This is a genomic window from Sphingomonas sp. M1A8_2b, assembly GCF_053345535.1.
The window spans coordinates 1740745-1756598 of sequence record NZ_JBKFAH010000001.1 but is presented as its reverse complement, the minus strand read 5'-3'; the positions used below and the strand labels follow the sequence as shown (position 1 = coordinate 1756598).

Genomic DNA, 15854 nt, shown 5'->3' with positions numbered 1-15854 from the left:
TAGTCAATGGTAAGCGTATCGAACTTGATACGTGATGGGCACGCTAAACGCCTTAGGCTTTCCAGTATTTGCGCTGACGGAACTTGGCCACCTCCAGTCCGCGCGGCACCACATGAACGCGCGACGAATCGCCTAATCTAGATGTCCCGCATCGCATTGGAGAACTAAGGCCGTCGAGTGACCGTCATGCCTTCATCAAATCGCGGCTCGATCGAACCGGCTTCGCCGGGTTCGAGAAAATCATCGAGTCATCGACCGACCCGAATTTCAACACCAGCAGATCCAGCGCATAATTCTGGTTCAATTTCCAGGGCTTGCGCTCACCCTGGACGGGCAGTGCTGCTGCCGCACGTTGCACGTAGCCGGAGGTGAAATCCAGGAACGCCTCGCGCTTCATGCTAGGATCGCCATTGGTCGGCGTCGCCTGCCGCAATCCACGCTTCGTCATCGTGTTGAGCAACCGACAGACGTACACGGCGGTGAGATCCGCCTTCAGCGTCCACGATGCGTTGGTGTAACCGAACGTCGACGACAGGTTCGGTACGCCGTCGAACATCATGCCCTTGTATTGAAGCCGCCCCGCGAGTTGGATCGGCTGTCCGTCGAGGCTGAACGCGACTCCGCTCATCAGCTGCAATTCGAGCCCGGTCGCGGTGACGATCACGTCGGCGGGCAGATCCTTCCCCGAATCGAGCTGGATACCCTCGGGCGTGATCCTGGCGATTGTATCGGTAACGATCGACGCGGTGCCGGCGTTGATCGCGGTGAACAGGTCGCCGTCGGGCACCAGGCAGACGCGCTGGTCCCAGGGATTGTAGCGCGGCGTGAAATGCGTTGCGACGTCATAGTCCGGACCGAGTTGATCGCGGACCATGCCGATCATCCGCTCTTTGATCTTCGCCGGTTTCTTGCGCGCGAGCCGGTAGAAGACCATCCCCATCAGGACGTTCTTCCACCGCGTGATGCCGTATGCGGCCTTCGCAGGCAGCTTGCCGCGCAGCCAGTTCGCGACGCTGTCCTCGCCGGGGCGCGCGACGATGTAGGTCGGCGAGCGCTGGAGCATCGTCACATGTGCGGCCGTCTTCGCCATCGTCGGCACGAGCGTCACCGCAGTCGCGCCGCTGCCGATGACGACGACGCGCTTACCCGCGTAGTCGAGGTCTTCGGGCCAGAACTGGGGGTGGACGATCCGCCCCGCGAAACTCTCCGCCCCCTCGAATTCGGGCGAATAGGCTTTGGCATAATTGTAGTAGCCCGCGCACATCGAGAGGAAGTTGCAGGTCAGCGTTACCGGACCATCCGGTCCCGTAGCCTCGACCGTCCAGCGTGCGTCCTCGGTCGACCATTCGGCGGACTTCACGTGATGGCCGTAGCGGATCTTCCGGTCGATGCCGTACTCCTTCGCCGTATCCTCGACATAGGCGCGGATCGACGGGCCGTCGGCGATGGATTTCGCTGCGGTCCAGGGGTGGAAGGCGAACCCCAGCGTGTGCATGTCCGAATCGGACCGGATGCCGGGATAGCGGAACAAGTCCCACGTCCCGCCCATCGACTGCCGCCCCTCGAGAATCATGTAGGTTCGGTCAGGGCAGCGCGTTTGCAGGTGGTAGCCGGTCCCTATGCCGGAAATGCCGGCGCCCACCACGATCACGTCGACATGTTCGGTCATGCTGCATCCTCATGCCCCGGCGTTACGCCGTAGGTTTCATAACCGAACCTATCCTGTTGCGATCTTTACTCAATAGTCCTTCGAATATTTGACGCTGGCGCTCTGGCCGCCGCTTGACCCCGCCGCCGACAACAGGCTGAGTGCCTTCGTCAATGCGATCTCGAGCTGGGTCGAGGTAAAGCCCTTCGCGTCGGTTACGATCTCCACATAAATGTTCTTCGTGATGTACTTGCCCGCAGCGAGACTCGTGCCGCGGCCGGTCGCCGAGTCGGCACCGAGCACGCGCAACCGGTCGAACCCGGTCGCCGAGCGCAGCTTGCCGAGCGGGTTCAAACCGCCCCCGCCCGACCCGCGCAGCGAGTTCAGCGCGGACGCCAGCTGGATCGCCTCGGTTGCGGACAGATTAGCCGGGCTAGCCCCGAACAGCAGCCGGCTGAGCACCTCGTCCTGCGGCAGCGTCGGCGTCGAGGTGAACGCGATCTGCGGCTTCTGGCCGGTGCCGGTGATCACGATCGTGACGGTGATGTCGCTGGTGGTGGTGCTCGCCTCGATGTTGATGTCCGGATCGGTCAGCGCGCCGCCGCGGAAGCGGATCTGCCCCTTGGTGACGTCGAACCGCTTGCCCGAGAACGAATAGGTGCCGCGGACGATATCGAGCCCGCCGGTGACGATCGGCGCGGCGGACGTGCCGCCGATCCGCATGTCCATCTCCCATTCGGACTCGAGGCCCATGCCCGAGACGAACAGCTGGTTCGGCGCGCGAACGCGCAGGTCGAGCTTGAACGATCCGGCGGTCGGCACCTGCGACCGATCGGTCGACAGCGGCGTGCGGACATCGCCCTTACGCCGCACCCCGGTCAGTTCGGGGACTTCGGCCTGGCCCTGGCGGATGATCTGATACCGGGCCTCGGGGATCTGGAGATCGCCCTGGATCAGCCCGCCGTTGCGATCATGCGTGAGGTGGACCGTGCCCGTCGTGGTCGCGCTGATGGCATCGCTCTTCGCCAGCTGCGCCTTGTTCAGCGTGGCGCGGATATCGATCGGGAAGCCGCTATCCGCCGCAAAACCGATCCTGCCCTGTGCCTGCACGGTCCCGTCGCCAGCCTTGGCAGTCAGCTGCGTCAGTTGCAAATCGGTGTTCGAGAAGCGGCCGACGATCCGCATCTGCGACAGGCGCGTCCCGTAGGTCTCGTTGTCGTAGGTCAGGTTGTCGGCGCGGACGACTCCGTTCAACTGCGGCGCCTGCACGCGCCCGGAGAAGTCGGCGGCGACCGCGATCGGTCCGCTGAGCTGTTGGTTGGGGATGGCGGCGAAGCTGAACAGCACCGCCGAGGGGCCGTTGTAGCGGATCCCGCCCGACAGGGGCGCGGCCATCAGGCGCGTGCTCCACGAACCACCGCCTGCTGGCAACGGGCGCAAATTGGCGACCATCCGACCGATCACCGACGGGCCGCGACGTACCAGCGCCCGACCGGTCGCGCCGTCGCCACCGAGCGTGCCTGCGAATACGATATCGACGGGTTCGGAGACGGCGGCGAGGCCCGAGCGGGTAAAGTTGGTGACGGTCACGCGGGCGTCCGCGGTCGGCACCGCGGCCGAACTGGCCTGCGAGAAGTCGAGGCTGCCGGTCGCCTTGCCGCCGATACCCAGATTGGGGACCAGCGCGGACAAGGTCGACAGGTCGAGACGATCCAGGCGGACCTGCGCGTTCGTACCACGGCCGTAGCTGCCCGCCAGACGCGCGGAACCGCCACCGGCACCGCCGAAGTCGATCCGGGTCGGCGACAGGCGATATTCGCCCTTCACCGCCTGGATGCGCGCCGGATTGACGGTGCGGAAGTCGATGCCGTTGGCCTGGCCCTGCGCGGCGACGAGGTAAGTGTTCGGGCTGAGCTTGGCGTTGACCGCGAGGCGGAAGGGCACGCCGTTCGAGCCGGTCAGCACCGCCTGCGCGGTACCGTTGCCGCCGACATAGTTCACCTTGGCGCGTGCCGCCGACAGGACGATCGCCCCGTAGCGCATGTCCGCGATCTGGGCGTCGGCGACGATCTGCGGCGTCGGCGTCAGCACCGCGGTCGCGCTGACGATCGCGCGGCCGATCGTGAAGTCGACCATGCCGGGGATCTTGGCGCCGTTTGCACGGGCCGCGACGTCGGCGCGCTGATAGCCGCCCTGGTTGGCGAGACGGACATTGCCCGTCAGGCCCTGCCCTGCGAACTGGAGCGCGCCAGCGAACGGGCCCGGCGCGGTCTGCACGATCCGGCCCCGACCGGTAATGCCAGCGAACACGACGCGGCGAACATCGATCGCGAGTTGGGTACCGGGCGTCGCCAGCACGTCGGCGGTGAACGGCCCGTAATTTGTGCCACCACTCGCGGTGACGGCATAGGCACCGCCGCGGCCGACGATCCGCGCGTTGAGGTTGACGAGCCCGACGCCGACACCGGGACGGGGTGCGCGGAGCACGACGACGGGCGCAGTCGCGCTTCCCGTGACGCGCGCGGTCAGCGGGCCGTAGACGGTGGAATAGGCATCGGCGTTGACCAGCATTGCGCCGGTGGCCGGGTCGAACCGGCCTTCGCCGCGCGTCACGCGGAACTGTGGCGCGTTCATGCGGAGATTGCGGAAGGTGACGATGCCTTCGGGGCTATAGCCGATGTCCGAGCGGACGATCGCGTTGCCGCCGAGAAAGCTGCGTGCGCCTTCGTTGAAGATCTGCGCGGTCTGCGCGACGACGTGACCGGTGATCCCGAACCCGCCCTTAGGCCCCGGCACCAGCTTGGCGTCGGTCGTCAGGTTGACGATGCCGATGCCGTCGACGCGGTAGTTGTTGACCCGCCCCTTGAGCGCGCCGGTGTAGCGGCCGGTGGACATGTTCGCGACGACCACGGCGGTCGCATCGACCTTGTCCGAGCGGATCTTGAGATTGTCGGAGAGGACATTGACGCCCGAGATCGCGAAGTCGCCGTCGATCGCGACGTTGGTGGCAAGCCCGCCGACTGCGGCGTTCAGGCCCGTGACGCGCTTTGCCCGCGCCTTGATGGGAACGAGGATGCGGTCCGCGTTCACACGCGCTAGACCCTCGGCGTAGAGGTTCTCGACGCCCATGTCGCCGAACGCGATCGTCGCGGCCTTGACCTTGTAATCGACGGTCGGCGTCGCAAACGCACCGTCGAGCACGACGCGCGCCGTGACGTCACGCCCGCGCAGGTTCGGCAGGATCGCGCCGGGGGTCAGCAGCTTCGCGCTCACCGCGAAATTGCCGAAGCGATTGTTGGCGAGATCGATCAGGCCGCCGGCATCGACCGCGAGCGCGTCCGACTTCAGCGTCATCCGCGTGTCGGCTTTACGATCGTTGAGCGTCGTGTCGATCGCCACGTCGAGCTGCGGCGCCGTCAGCCGCTCGACCGGCCCTTCGAGATACAGGCCGGGACGTGTCGAGCCGCGGACTTCGATATGCCCGTTCCTGGCGGTCAGTGCGAGGTTGGCGAGTTGGCCGCCTCCGAGCGTCGCAATCGCGCGCCCCTGCCACGACGCCCAGCTGCCACGCCCATCAACGGTCGCGGTGAGCGGCGCCTTCAGCGAGCCCATCGTCGAGACGACGCCGCCGACCGGTGCGGTCAGCTTCACATTGACGTCGAGCTTGTTCTGATCGGGCACCGCGTCGAGCTTGAGCATCAGGCGATCGCCACCGGCGATCCCGGGTCCGGTCAGCGCGACGGCATTGGTCGTCAGTTGCGCGCGCTTGTCGGCGACATGCACGGTGCCGTCGATCCTGACGATATGCGTCTGGCCGGTGACGGGCTTGGCGATCAGGAAACGGTCGATCGCCAGACGGTTGATGTCGATATCGAGATCGGGAAGCAGCGGCGCGTTGGGATCGGTCGGCGTCGCGTTCAGGACTGGGCGGCGCTGCAGCGTGACGAGCGGCGTCGTCAGCGAGCGCACGTCGACATGATTGCTGGCGAACGCGAAGGGACGCCAGTCGACGGCGAGCTTGGGGCTGGTCAGGAAGACGCCCTTGGGGTCCGACACGCGGACATCGCTCAAGGTCATTGCGCCGTAGATCGAGCCATCGATCCGGCCGACCTTGATGTTCAGCCCCGATGCGGTCGTGTAGCCACCGATCTGGTCGGCGACGAGGCGTCGGCCCGGATCGGTGTTGATCCCGAACAGCACGATCAGGACGAGCGCGACGAGGCCGACGACCACGATCGCGAGCCATTTCAGAACACGCTGCCACAGAGGGCGACGGTCGACGATCACCGTTTCGGTCTGTTCGAACTGGTCCCGCTCAGCAGGGGGTGTGCCGTTTTCGGCCATCAGAATGCCTGCCCGATCGAGATGTAGAGCGCGATCTTGCCGTCACCCTTGCGCGGGTTCAGCGGAGTCGCGACGTCGAACCGCATCGGTCCGAAGCTGGTGTAGAACCGGCCGCCGATGCCCGCGCCGTAGCGCAGCGACGACAGGTTGGGCGTGCTGCTCTCGTAGCTGTTGCCGGCATCGATGAACGGCACGATGCCGTAGTCGCCGAACCGATACCGGGCCTCGAGCGCGAATTCGTTGAGCGAGCGGCCGCCGACCGGGTTGCCGTTGGGATCGAACGGCCCGAGGCGCTGATAGCCATAGCCGCGCACCGATCCGCCGCCGCCGCCGTAATAGCGCCGCGACGGCGCGAGATCATCGCGATCGATACCCTGGATCGTACCGGCCTTGGCGCGCCCGGCGATCACGATGCTGGACGACACCGGATAGTAGAACGTCCCCTCGATCATCGCGCGGACATAGGGCTTCACCGACCCCTGCACCGACGTCTCGGGGCTGAGGTTCAATTTCAGGCGATAGCCCTTGGCCGGATTGAGCAGGCTGTCCGAGCGATCGAACAACACTTGGCCGGGCAGCGCGACGATGCCGTAGGTTCGGCGGACGTCCTTGTCCTGCGTGAAGTCGTAGACGCTCTCGTTCGTGCCGACGAGTTCGCCGCCATAATAATAGGTCAGCGGCTTCTGCCAGATCGGCGTCGAATCGTAGCTCCAGCGCACGCCGACGCTGGTCGTGAACGCATCATACGCGTCGTAATTCGAATGGTTGGCGCCGGCGGTCAGGCTGAAAGTCCTGTCGCGCTTGCCGGCATTCGCGCGGCGGAACGTGCCCGACACGCCCTGCTCCTGCGTACCCCCGACGACCGATGCGATCAGCGCGCCCTCGTACGGGAACAGGTTGCGGTGCTGCCAGGTACCTTCCGCGCGGAAGCCCTGCCCGGTCGCGTACCCGACGTTGCCGCCCAGCGTCCGCACCTTGCCGGCATTCTGGCGGACCAGCACGTCGACCTGTTCGGTGCCGTCCGGGTTTATCGTCCCCGTCCGCACCGGCTCGACCGACACGGTCGAGAACATCGACGTCGCGACCAGCGCATCGCGCAGATCGTCGGTCAGCCGGTTGTCGTACAACTGGCCCGACTTGAACCGCGGGAACAGATCGAGATGCTCGAGATCGAACACCGGATCGCCTTCGGTCCGCACCTGCCCGAACGACGAGCGCGGCCCCGTGTCCACCGGCAGCGTGTACGCGCCGGTCGGGGTCTGGTCGTCGAGCAGGATGTCGCGCTCGCCGATCTTGACGAATGGATAGCCCTGCTGCGGCAGCGTCAGGCTGACGTTCGCCTCCGCGCCCTGAATGCGAGCGGCCTCGATCGGGTCGCCGACCTTCAGCGGCAGTTCGTTGCGGACCAGATCGGGGGGTGTCGTCGGATCTGCCTTTACGGTGATCGACGACAGCGAATACAGCCGACCGGGCTGCGCGCTGACCATTGCCTTCAGGCGCGCGGGTTTGGATTTGTCGGCGTCGGGGAAAGTCTCGATCGTCGAGATCGCGGTCGCGTCGTAATAACCGAGCGACTTCAGCAACCGCACCGCCAGCGCCTCGTCCTCGCGCGCCCGCGCCGCGACCTGCGTGGCGTTCGCCGCCTTACCCTTGCCCTCGGCGAGCGCGGAGAGCGCCTTGTATTCGCCTTCCAGCCCGTCACCCGCCTTGTCGAGCCCCTTGGTCGCGGTTTCGTAGCGGATCTCGGGCGCGTCCTTGTCCTTGATGTCCGCCGCGGTCTGGAGCGGGGTCGTGTCGAAGCTGGACAGCGGCGTCAGCGGCTGGGCGAGTTGCGGATCACTCGGGCCGGTCGGCGGCAGCACGTCGCCGGTGACGGTTGTCGCGGACTGCGTCGCGGTTGCGGGTGCAGCGGCGGTTGCCGGCATGGCCGCCATCGGTTCCAGTGGCGCGTTCAGGTCGTTGCTGAGCGGTGGCAATGCGCTGTCGAACTCGGCATCGGGCACGATCGGCGCATCGTTCGGTTGCGCGGCGTCGCCGGCTTTCGAAGAGTCGGGTTTGGGCGCATCGGGACCCTTGGCCGGCGCGGTGCCCGGCTTGGCAATCTGTGCGGAGACGACCCCCGCAAATCCCGTAGATGACGCTACCAACGCCAAAGCGAGCCACTGATGCCGGCTAGTCGAAGCTGTCACACAATCCCCTTTACGGGAAGCGATCGTATTCGACTCACCCCCATCTTCGCCCACGTAACGCATGGGCGTTAGCTTGGTTTCACGAACATTTACTTTAAGCTCAGCGAGATTGCGTCTCGCGATCTCCTGAAAAAAGGCTTTAAACACAGCCGATAAGGCCACCGACCGGCACCACGATCGTATCGCGACCGGGGCGATCGATCCGCAGCGAGGCGTCGGTGACGGTAGCGCCCGCGGTGATGTCGCCGCGCGTCGCGATCGCCATGTCGAGCGTCGCGGTTACGTCGCCGCCGCGATATTGCGTCACGCCGGCGAACCCGAAACCGGCCGCGCCGGACTGCGTCGCGAGCGCGAAATCACGTGGCTTGCCGTCGATCGAGAGCCTGATCTGCGCCGGGTCCGCACTCGCCATCGCCACCAGCTGGCGATCGGACAGAGTCCAGAGATAGGCCGCGCAGCCCTTTGCCGGCAGCTTCTGCTTACCGATCGCCGCGAGCGGACCGGGGCCGGGATTGGGGCCGGGATTGGGGCCGGGATTGGGCGATGGCACCGACCCGGCGGCCTGCACCGCGAGCATAAGAGCGAACGATATCATGGGGTCAGGCCTATCATGAACAGCCACGCCGGATAAGCCGCGATCGCCAGCAACGCGCCGAACGGAAGCGCGGTGTCTGCCGCCATCGCCCGCCCCTTCATCTGCGCGGCAAGCACGACGCCGAGCCCGACCATGCTCGCGATCAACAGGACGGCGGGCAGCATCTGCCAACCGAGCCACAGTCCGATGGCGCCGAACAGCTTGGGATCGCCGCCGCCCATGCCGTCGCGGCCGCGCACGCGCTTGTAGCCGACTGCGACCAGCCAGAGCACGCCGAACCCGGCCGCGCCGCCGATCAGCCGGTCGGTGATCGACGGGGCGATGCCCGGCGCCGCGCTCGCCAAACCAGCCAGGGCGAGCAGCGATGTCAGCCGGTCGGGCAGCCAGAACGCAACCAGATCAAGGCTCGCCAGGGCCAGAAGCAGCCAGCCGAACACCGCGCCCGCGATACCGATCGGTCCCGGTGCGACGTACCCCGCCGTGGCTCCAATCACGAGCCCGGCCAGTTCGATCCGCCAGTGGACCGGGCTGATCGGCGCCCGGCATCCGCGACATCGACCGCGCAGAACCAGCGCGCTGAGCAGCGGTACGAGGTCCGCGGCGCGCAACGTCCGCCCGCATGCATCGCACGCCGAGCGCCCGCGAATCACCGATCGCCCCTCGGGCCAGCGCATCACCAGCGCCGCGACGAAACTGCCGATGATCGCGCCGAGCACGCCCAGCAGCACTGCCCAGACTGCGGCTTCAGTCACCCGTCTTGCGGACCAGATAGCGATAGACGCCGAGCAGGTTGATCCCGAACAACACGATGTTCTGCGTGCCGAGCGCCCAGTCTCCGGTCAAGGCCGCACCCGACAGCCAGGCGATCGACGAGCCGACGAACAGCACGAACCCGCCCCCCGTCACGCGCCGGCCGAAATCAAGCGACACCATCAAGGCCGCGATCACCCCCGACCCTGCTGCACACCATTTGAGCGTCGTGATGAGGGTTTCCATGCCGACGGGTCTAGGCGCGTCCCGTCGCGCTTTGTATTGCCGCACATCAACCCCAGATACGGGGCAGAAAAATACTTGGAGAGTTGCAGTGGCCGTCGATCGAGATCCCATCGTCATCCTGTCCTATGCGCGCACGCCGATGGGCTCGTTCCAGGGCGCGCTGGCGGGCGCGACCGCGACACAGCTCGGCGCCGATGCGGTGCGCGGTGCCGTCGAGCGCTCCGGCGTGTCCGCCGCCGAGATCGCGCGGATCTACATGGGCTGCGTCCTGCCGGCCGGACTGGGTCAGGCACCGGCGCGACAGGCGGCGATCAACGCAGGGCTTGGCGATCATGTCGAGGCGACGACCGTCAACAAGATGTGCGGATCGGGGATGCAGGCGGCGATTCTTGCCGCCGATGCGCTCGCGGCCGGGTCGGTCGACCTGCTCGTCGCGGGCGGCATGGAGAGCATGACCAACGCGCCGTATCTGTCGAAAAGTCACCGCGGTGGCGCCCGGATCGGCCATGACCGTATGTACGACCATATGTATCTCGACGGGCTTGAAGACGCCTACGAACCCGGCAAGCTGATGGGCAATTTCGCCGAGGACACCGCGCACGACTACCAGTTCACGCGGGCGCAGATGGACGAGTACGCGATCGAATCGCTCCACCGCGCACAGGCCGCGCAAAGGTCCGGGGCGTTCGACCGCGAGATCGTCGCGGTCGAGATCGCCGGTCGCAAGGGCCCGACGACGGTGTCGCTCGACGAACAGCCTGCCAAGGGCGATGTCGCCAAGATCCCGACGCTGAAGCCCGCCTTCTCGAAGGACGGTACGATCACCGCCGCCAACGCCTCGTCGATCTCCGACGGCGCCGCCGCGCTGGTGATGACGCGCATGAGCGTCGCCGACCGGCTCGGCATCACGCCGATCGCACGCGTCGTCGCGCATGCCGCGCACGCGCACGCGCCGTCGCTGTTCACGACCGCGCCGGTGTTCGCGATGCGCAAAGCGATGGAGAAGGCGGGCTGGTCCGCGTCGGACATCGACCTGTTCGAGGTCAACGAGGCGTTCGCCGTCGTCGCGATGATCGCGATGCGCGACCTTGGCCTGCCGCACGACCGCGTCAACATCCACGGCGGTGCGTGTGCGCTCGGCCATCCGATCGGTGCGAGCGGTGCGCGTATTCTCGCGACGTTGCTGTCGGCGTTGGAGACGACCGGCCAGAAGCGCGGCCTCGCCTCGCTGTGCATCGGCGGCGGCGAAGCGACCGCGATGGCGGTGGAACTGATGAACTGACACTCCTGAGGGGCCCGAGGGGGCGACGCCGCTCCCTCGGCCTTTCAGGGTTACAGTTCGGCGGTGTAATAAGCCGCGAACACCCTATCGCTATAGGATCCGAACGGATCGCAGGCGGTAAATCCGGCACTATCGTACAACGCATGCGCCGCCGCGAATGCCGGCGTCGTTCCCGTTTCGAGACTAATCCGCCGATACCCCTGCTTCCGAGCCTCCGCCATCACGTGATCGAGCATCATGCGCCCGAGGCCGCGTCGCAGGTGGGTCGGCGCGGTGCGCATCGATTTTACTTCGCAATGCGTATCGTCGAGCCGCTTCAACGCCGCCAATCCGACCACGCGATCATCGTCCCATGCCGACCAGACCGTGACGGTCGGATCGCGCAAGCCGGTCAGGTCGAGCGCGAAAACGCTCCCCGGCGGCGAATTTTCGTGCGCCGCACGCAAGTGCAATTCAACCAGCGCGACGACCTCCGACTTGGTCAGATCATCGCGGACGATCCGCCACGGCGTCGCGCCGTCATTCAAGGCAGAGTCTCGCCCGCCTCGACGCCCCAGAGACCGCCGATGTCGACGAACCCCGCCTGCCCCTTCACGTCGAACCGGCACCAGCCGTTGCCGCACTGGCTCAGCCGCCCGACGACTCCCGGCGCAGCGCGCCACAGCACTTTTCCCGAGCTTCTGGGCTGGTCGTGCAACTCGACCGGCGATGCCCCGCGGACGATCGCGGTGCGCGTGCTGCTGAGCAGGTTCGCCTGCATCCAGCCCTCGGTGCCATCGGGATCGGCGACCTTGCGCCATTCCTTGAAGATCGCGACCACCTTGATCGGCAAGTCCGCGCGCTGGTACAGCCAGCTCGCCGGATAGGTGCGTGCCGGGCCGGTCCGCATCCGCGCCCGCGCCGCCGAGATCGACGCGTAATAGGGCAAGCTCCGCTTCGGATCCGCGGCGCCGGCGGGGTCGGGTATCAGCGACGCGGCAACGAGTACGGAAAGCGCGAAGACGAAAAGGCGCATGGTCGTGTCCTGTTTGGCAAGCCATCTGATACCGCGATGCCCCCCGCCCCTCAACAGGCTTGCCGCAACCAAGTTGACGCGTCGGCGCGGCTTCGCCAAGCCGTCCGGATGACCGACACCCGCCGCTGTCCGAACCCCAAGGTGATCGTCACGCGCGAGCTGGCCGACACGCTGATGGACCGTCTCGAAACGCTGTTCGACACCACCAACAACCGCGCCGATGCGAAGCTCACGCGCGATCAGCTCGCCGCCGCGATGGCCGACTGCGACGTGTTGGTGCCGACCGTCACCGACGACATCGACGCCGCGCTGATCGCGGGCGCCGGAGACCGGCTGAAGCTGATCGCCAACTACGGCGCGGGCGTGAACCATATCGACCTGAAGGCGGCGCGCGCGCGGGGGATCATCGTCACCAACACGCCGGGGGTTCTCACCGAGGATACCGCCGACATGACGATGGCGCTGATACTCTCCGTTCCCCGGCGACTGGCGGAGGGCGAGAAGCTGGTGCGATCGGGTCAATGGAAGGGGTGGAGCCCGGGCGGGATGCTCGGCCACCGGATCGGTGGCAAGGCGCTCGGCATCGTCGGGATGGGGCGGATCGGCCAGGCGGTCGCACTGAGAGCGCGCGCGTTCGGGCTGACGATCCATTACCACAACCGCCACCGCCTGCCCGCTGTCCGCGAGGCGCAGCTGGCGGCGACGTGGCACGAGTCGCTCGACGAAATGCTCGGCGCGGTCGACATCGTCACGATCCACACGCCGCTCAACGCCGACAGCCGCACCCTGATCGACGCGCGCCGAATCGCGCTGATGCGGCCGTCGGTCTATCTGATCAATGCGGCGCGCGGCGGGATCGTCGACGAGGGTGCGTTGGTCGATGCGCTGGAGGCCGGACGACTGGCAGGCGCAGGGCTGGACGTCTGGGCGCACGAGCCAGAGATCGATCCCCGCCTGCTCGCGCTGCCCAACGTCGTGATGCTGCCGCACATGGGCTCCGCCACGCTCGAAGGCCGGATGGCGTCGGGCGAGCGCGTCATCCAGAACATCCGCATGTGGGCGGACGGCCACCGCCCCCCCGACCAGGTTCTCGACGGCTGGATCTGACCGGCCGGTCGGTGGAGCGCGACTAGATCGCGCGCATCCAGTGTGTCCGCGCCACCGTGCCGGTGAGAACCTTCGATCCGAACGCCTTGATGATCTTGGCGGCATCGGCGCTGTTCATCAGCACCACGCGCGTGCCGCCCGACGGCAGTGTTTCGATCGCGCTGATGGTCGCGTCGTGCTTCTTGCACATCGCGACGACCTGCGGCTGTTCGACGCTGACGTTGACCGCGCGCGAGATCGGCACGACCGTGTCGGTGCCTGTCGTCACGACGAATGTCCGGAGTTCGCTGAGGTTGAATGAAGACGCATACGGCATTCCCGGCTCGGAGCGGGAGCTTAAAGCATCTCTCAGTCACGGCCCGCTCGTAGAAGGCACCGCAATGCAATCGTTATGCGCGCTTCACCCCCGGACGGCAAGGCAGACCGCTATGGTCGCACTCGCAACAACGCTAGCCCGAAGCCGACGAAGATCGCCCCGGTCGCGCGGTCGAACGCCCGCCGCAACGCCGGTCGCGTCAGATACTTCGCCAGCGTCTGCCCGCCTGCGGCATAGACGCCGTACCAGAAGCTCTCTACCACCGCGAACGTCGCCACCAGGATCGCGAACTGCGGCGCTTGCGGCGAGGCGCGGTCGACGAATTGCGGCAGGAACGCTGCCGCGAACAGCAGCAGCTTGGGGTTGCTGATCCCGATCACGAACCCGCCGCGGTACAGGCGACGCTTCGAGACCGTCGCCGGCAGCGTATCCTCGCCTACGTCAATCGGCGACCCGGCGCCGCGCCATGCCTTGATTCCGAGAAAGATCAGGTATGCGACGCCCGCATAGCGCAACGCGTCGAATACGCGGGGCCATGCCGCCAGCAATGCGGACACCCCCGCCGCCGAGGCCGCGAGCACCAGCACCAGCGCGGTGAGACAGCCTGCCATCGCAGCGATGCTGCGCCGCACGCCGAACGACACGCTGCGCGTCATGACGTGGAGCATGTTCGGACCTGGCGTCCCGCACAGCAGGAACACCGCGACCACGAACAGCCACCACAGATGCAAAGTCATGCGCGTTCTCCGTTCGCCGTTCGTGGCATCGCATCAGATCATTCGCGGCCATCGCCCGGCCTCGACCGTCACCCCAGCGAAAGCTGGGGTATCAGCGTGGGACTCCGGTCGTCTGCAACGAAGGATACCCCAGCTTTCGCTGGGGTGACGGTTGTTGGGCGGCGGTGGAGGTCGTAACGCGCCGCCGCCCTCAAACCCCAGTTCAATCCCCGGTCAGGATCCGATCCACCAGCTGCCCGACGCTCGGCACGAACCCGTTCGAATAGAACGGGTCCTTCTTGAAATTATACGCCGCATGGCCCGCGAACATCAGGTTCTGGTCGATGTCGCCGCCATGCGCGATGTCCTGCAGCGTCTTCTGGATGCAGAAGCTGCGCGGATCGGCGAGGCGGCCGGTCGAGTTCGTATCGGTATCCGCCCAGCTCGAGAACGAGCATTGCGACAAGCAGCCCATGCAGTCGGCTTGGTCCTTGCGGATCATGCCCTTCTCGGTCGGGCTGACGAACACCAGCGTGTTGTCCGGCGTCTTGAGCGCATCGGTGTAGCCCTCGCCGAACCACTGCCGCGCACGCAGCAGGTCGTTGCGCGTGACCCAGAAGTTCTTGCCCTTCACGCCGACGTCGAGCTGGAACACGTGATCGCCCGCCTCCTGCGTCGAGAACGCGATCTGGCGCTCCGAGCGTGCTTCGAGCGAGCGCAGGAACGGATTGCGCACCGCTGACGAATAGAAGCCGGTCGGCGAGAATTTGTGCAGCAGCACGTCGCCGGGCTCGATCTGCGTCAGCGCGTTCTTCCAGCCCTCGGGGATCGGGCTCTCGCGGGTCAGCAAGGGTCGCGTGCCGAACTGGAACGCGATCGTGCCGAGTTCGGGATTGTCGATCCAGTCGTTCCAGTCGCGCAGATACCAGACCCCGCCCGCCATCACGATCGGCACATCGTCGCTGATGCCGCCCTCGCGCATCACGTCACGTAGTTCCTTCACGCGAGGATACGGGTTCTGCGGCTTTAGTGGGTCCTCGGCATTCGACAGGCCGTTATGCCCGCCTGCGAGCCACGGATCCTCGTACACTACCGCGGCAAGCCATTCGGCCGCCTTCGAATAGGCGCGCTTCCACAGTGCGCGGAACGCACGCCCCGAACTGACGATCGGGAGATAACTGACGCCGTAGGACGCGGTGATCTCGGAGAGCTTGTACGGCATGCCCGCACCGCAGGTGACGCCGGCCACCTTGCCACGCGTCCGTTCCAGCACGCCGTGCAGGATCCGCTGCGCGCCGCCCATTTCCCACAGGACGTTGATGTTGATCGCGCCCTTGCCGTCGGCGATCTCGTACGCACGCTCGACCTGCTGGACCGCGCCCTCGATCGCGTATTCGACCAGTTCCTCGTGACGCGCGCGCCGCGTCAATGCCTGATAGACCTGCGGAATGATCTTGCCGTCGGGATCGTAGCTGTCGGCGTTGACCGCCGAGACGGTACCGATCCCGCCCGCGGCGGCCCAGGCGCCGGCCGAGGCATGGTTGGTCGCCGCGACTCCTTTGCCGCCTTCCACCAGAGGCCAGACTTCCCGACCGTTATAGACGATAGGCTTCAGGCCCTTGAACACGACGTCACCTCTCCCGGAA

At 66.4% G+C, this 15854-nt stretch carries 13 protein-coding genes; 2 read left to right on the top strand and 11 right to left on the bottom strand.

The annotated features are described in order from the left end of the window. Positions 1 to 184 precede the first annotated feature (184 nt). From ACLBWL_RS08225 to ACLBWL_RS08200, 6 genes are all read right to left on the bottom strand, one after another. The gene (locus ACLBWL_RS08225; RefSeq protein WP_447791833.1) at positions 185 to 1669 is read right to left on the bottom strand and encodes a flavin-containing monooxygenase; all 1485 of its coding nucleotides are present in this window, start codon (positions 1667 to 1669) and stop codon (positions 185 to 187) included. A gap of 69 nt (positions 1670 to 1738) precedes the next feature. Beyond that, positions 1739 to 5992: a translocation/assembly module TamB domain-containing protein gene (locus ACLBWL_RS08220; RefSeq protein WP_447791831.1), complete on the bottom strand. Its 4254-nt coding sequence runs from the start codon at positions 5990 to 5992 to the stop codon at positions 1739 to 1741. Next, positions 5992 to 8181: an autotransporter assembly complex protein TamA gene (locus tag ACLBWL_RS08215; RefSeq protein ID WP_447791829.1), complete on the bottom strand. Its 2190-nt coding sequence runs from the start codon at positions 8179 to 8181 to the stop codon at positions 5992 to 5994. Before ACLBWL_RS08215 ends, ACLBWL_RS08220 begins: the two co-directional genes overlap by 1 nt. 139 nt (positions 8182 to 8320) lie before the next feature. Next, positions 8321 to 8776 (bottom strand): hypothetical protein, encoded by a 456-nt coding sequence (locus ACLBWL_RS08210; protein ID WP_447791827.1) that lies wholly within the window; start codon positions 8774 to 8776, stop codon positions 8321 to 8323. Continuing rightward, positions 8773 to 9528: a prepilin peptidase gene (locus ACLBWL_RS08205; RefSeq protein ID WP_447791825.1), complete on the bottom strand. Its 756-nt coding sequence runs from the start codon at positions 9526 to 9528 to the stop codon at positions 8773 to 8775. The genes ACLBWL_RS08210 and ACLBWL_RS08205 overlap by 4 nt, the downstream gene beginning before the upstream one ends. Beyond that, the gene (locus tag ACLBWL_RS08200; RefSeq protein WP_447791823.1) at positions 9521 to 9772 is read right to left on the bottom strand and encodes a hypothetical protein; all 252 of its coding nucleotides are present in this window, start codon (positions 9770 to 9772) and stop codon (positions 9521 to 9523) included. The genes ACLBWL_RS08205 and ACLBWL_RS08200 overlap by 8 nt, the downstream gene beginning before the upstream one ends. 88 nt (positions 9773 to 9860) lie before the next feature. Here ACLBWL_RS08200 and ACLBWL_RS08195 point away from each other — a divergent pair, with 88 nt between their 5' ends. Further along, positions 9861 to 11054, top strand: coding sequence for an acetyl-CoA C-acyltransferase (locus ACLBWL_RS08195; RefSeq protein WP_447791821.1), 1194 nt, complete (start codon positions 9861 to 9863; stop codon positions 11052 to 11054). Positions 11055 to 11104: 50 nt separating this feature from the next. Here ACLBWL_RS08195 and ACLBWL_RS08190 read toward each other — a convergent pair whose 3' ends face one another. Next, entirely contained in the window at positions 11105 to 11581 is a 477-nt protein-coding gene (locus tag ACLBWL_RS08190; protein ID WP_447791819.1) for a GNAT family N-acetyltransferase, read from the bottom strand. Continuing rightward, a complete protein-coding gene (locus ACLBWL_RS08185; protein WP_447791817.1) occupies positions 11578 to 12069 on the bottom strand; it encodes an SH3 domain-containing protein in 492 nt (163 codons plus the stop codon). The genes ACLBWL_RS08190 and ACLBWL_RS08185 overlap by 4 nt, the downstream gene beginning before the upstream one ends. 108 nt (positions 12070 to 12177) lie before the next feature. On the opposite strand from ACLBWL_RS08185, the gene ACLBWL_RS08180 reads away from it, so the two are divergent. After that, on the top strand, positions 12178 to 13176 hold the full coding sequence (locus tag ACLBWL_RS08180) for a 2-hydroxyacid dehydrogenase (protein WP_447791815.1): 999 nt from the start codon (positions 12178 to 12180) through the stop codon (positions 13174 to 13176). 22 nt (positions 13177 to 13198) lie between these two features. On the opposite strand, the gene ACLBWL_RS08175 is transcribed toward ACLBWL_RS08180, so the two are convergent. The 3 genes from ACLBWL_RS08175 to ACLBWL_RS08165 form a co-directional block, all read right to left on the bottom strand. Further along, positions 13199 to 13444 (bottom strand): hypothetical protein, encoded by a 246-nt coding sequence (locus ACLBWL_RS08175; protein ID WP_447791813.1) that lies wholly within the window; start codon positions 13442 to 13444, stop codon positions 13199 to 13201. Between the two features lie 158 nt (positions 13445 to 13602). After that, positions 13603 to 14229: a LysE family translocator gene (locus tag ACLBWL_RS08170; protein WP_447791811.1), complete on the bottom strand. Its 627-nt coding sequence runs from the start codon at positions 14227 to 14229 to the stop codon at positions 13603 to 13605. Positions 14230 to 14431: 202 nt separating this feature from the next. Then, positions 14432 to 15835, bottom strand: a complete 1404-nt coding sequence (locus ACLBWL_RS08165; RefSeq protein ID WP_447791809.1) for an NAD(P)H-dependent flavin oxidoreductase — start codon at positions 15833 to 15835, stop codon at positions 14432 to 14434. Positions 15836 to 15854 lie beyond the last annotated feature (19 nt).

Excerpts from the sequence above, each read along its gene's own strand:
- ACLBWL_RS08225 (WP_447791833.1), bottom strand. The coding sequence starts at position 1,669 with ATGACCGAACATGTCGACGTGATCGTGGTGGGCGCCGGCATTTCCGGC.
- ACLBWL_RS08220 (WP_447791831.1), bottom strand. The coding sequence starts at position 5,992 with ATGGCCGAAAACGGCACACCCCCTGCTGAGCGGGACCAGTTCGAACAG.
- ACLBWL_RS08210 (WP_447791827.1), bottom strand. The coding sequence starts at position 8,776 with ATGATATCGTTCGCTCTTATGCTCGCGGTGCAGGCCGCCGGGTCGGTG.
- ACLBWL_RS08200 (WP_447791823.1), bottom strand. The coding sequence starts at position 9,772 with ATGGAAACCCTCATCACGACGCTCAAATGGTGTGCAGCAGGGTCGGGG.
- ACLBWL_RS08185 (WP_447791817.1), bottom strand. The coding sequence starts at position 12,069 with ATGCGCCTTTTCGTCTTCGCGCTTTCCGTACTCGTTGCCGCGTCGCTG.
- ACLBWL_RS08180 (WP_447791815.1), top strand. The coding sequence starts at position 12,178 with ATGACCGACACCCGCCGCTGTCCGAACCCCAAGGTGATCGTCACGCGC.
- ACLBWL_RS08170 (WP_447791811.1), bottom strand. The coding sequence starts at position 14,229 with ATGACTTTGCATCTGTGGTGGCTGTTCGTGGTCGCGGTGTTCCTGCTG.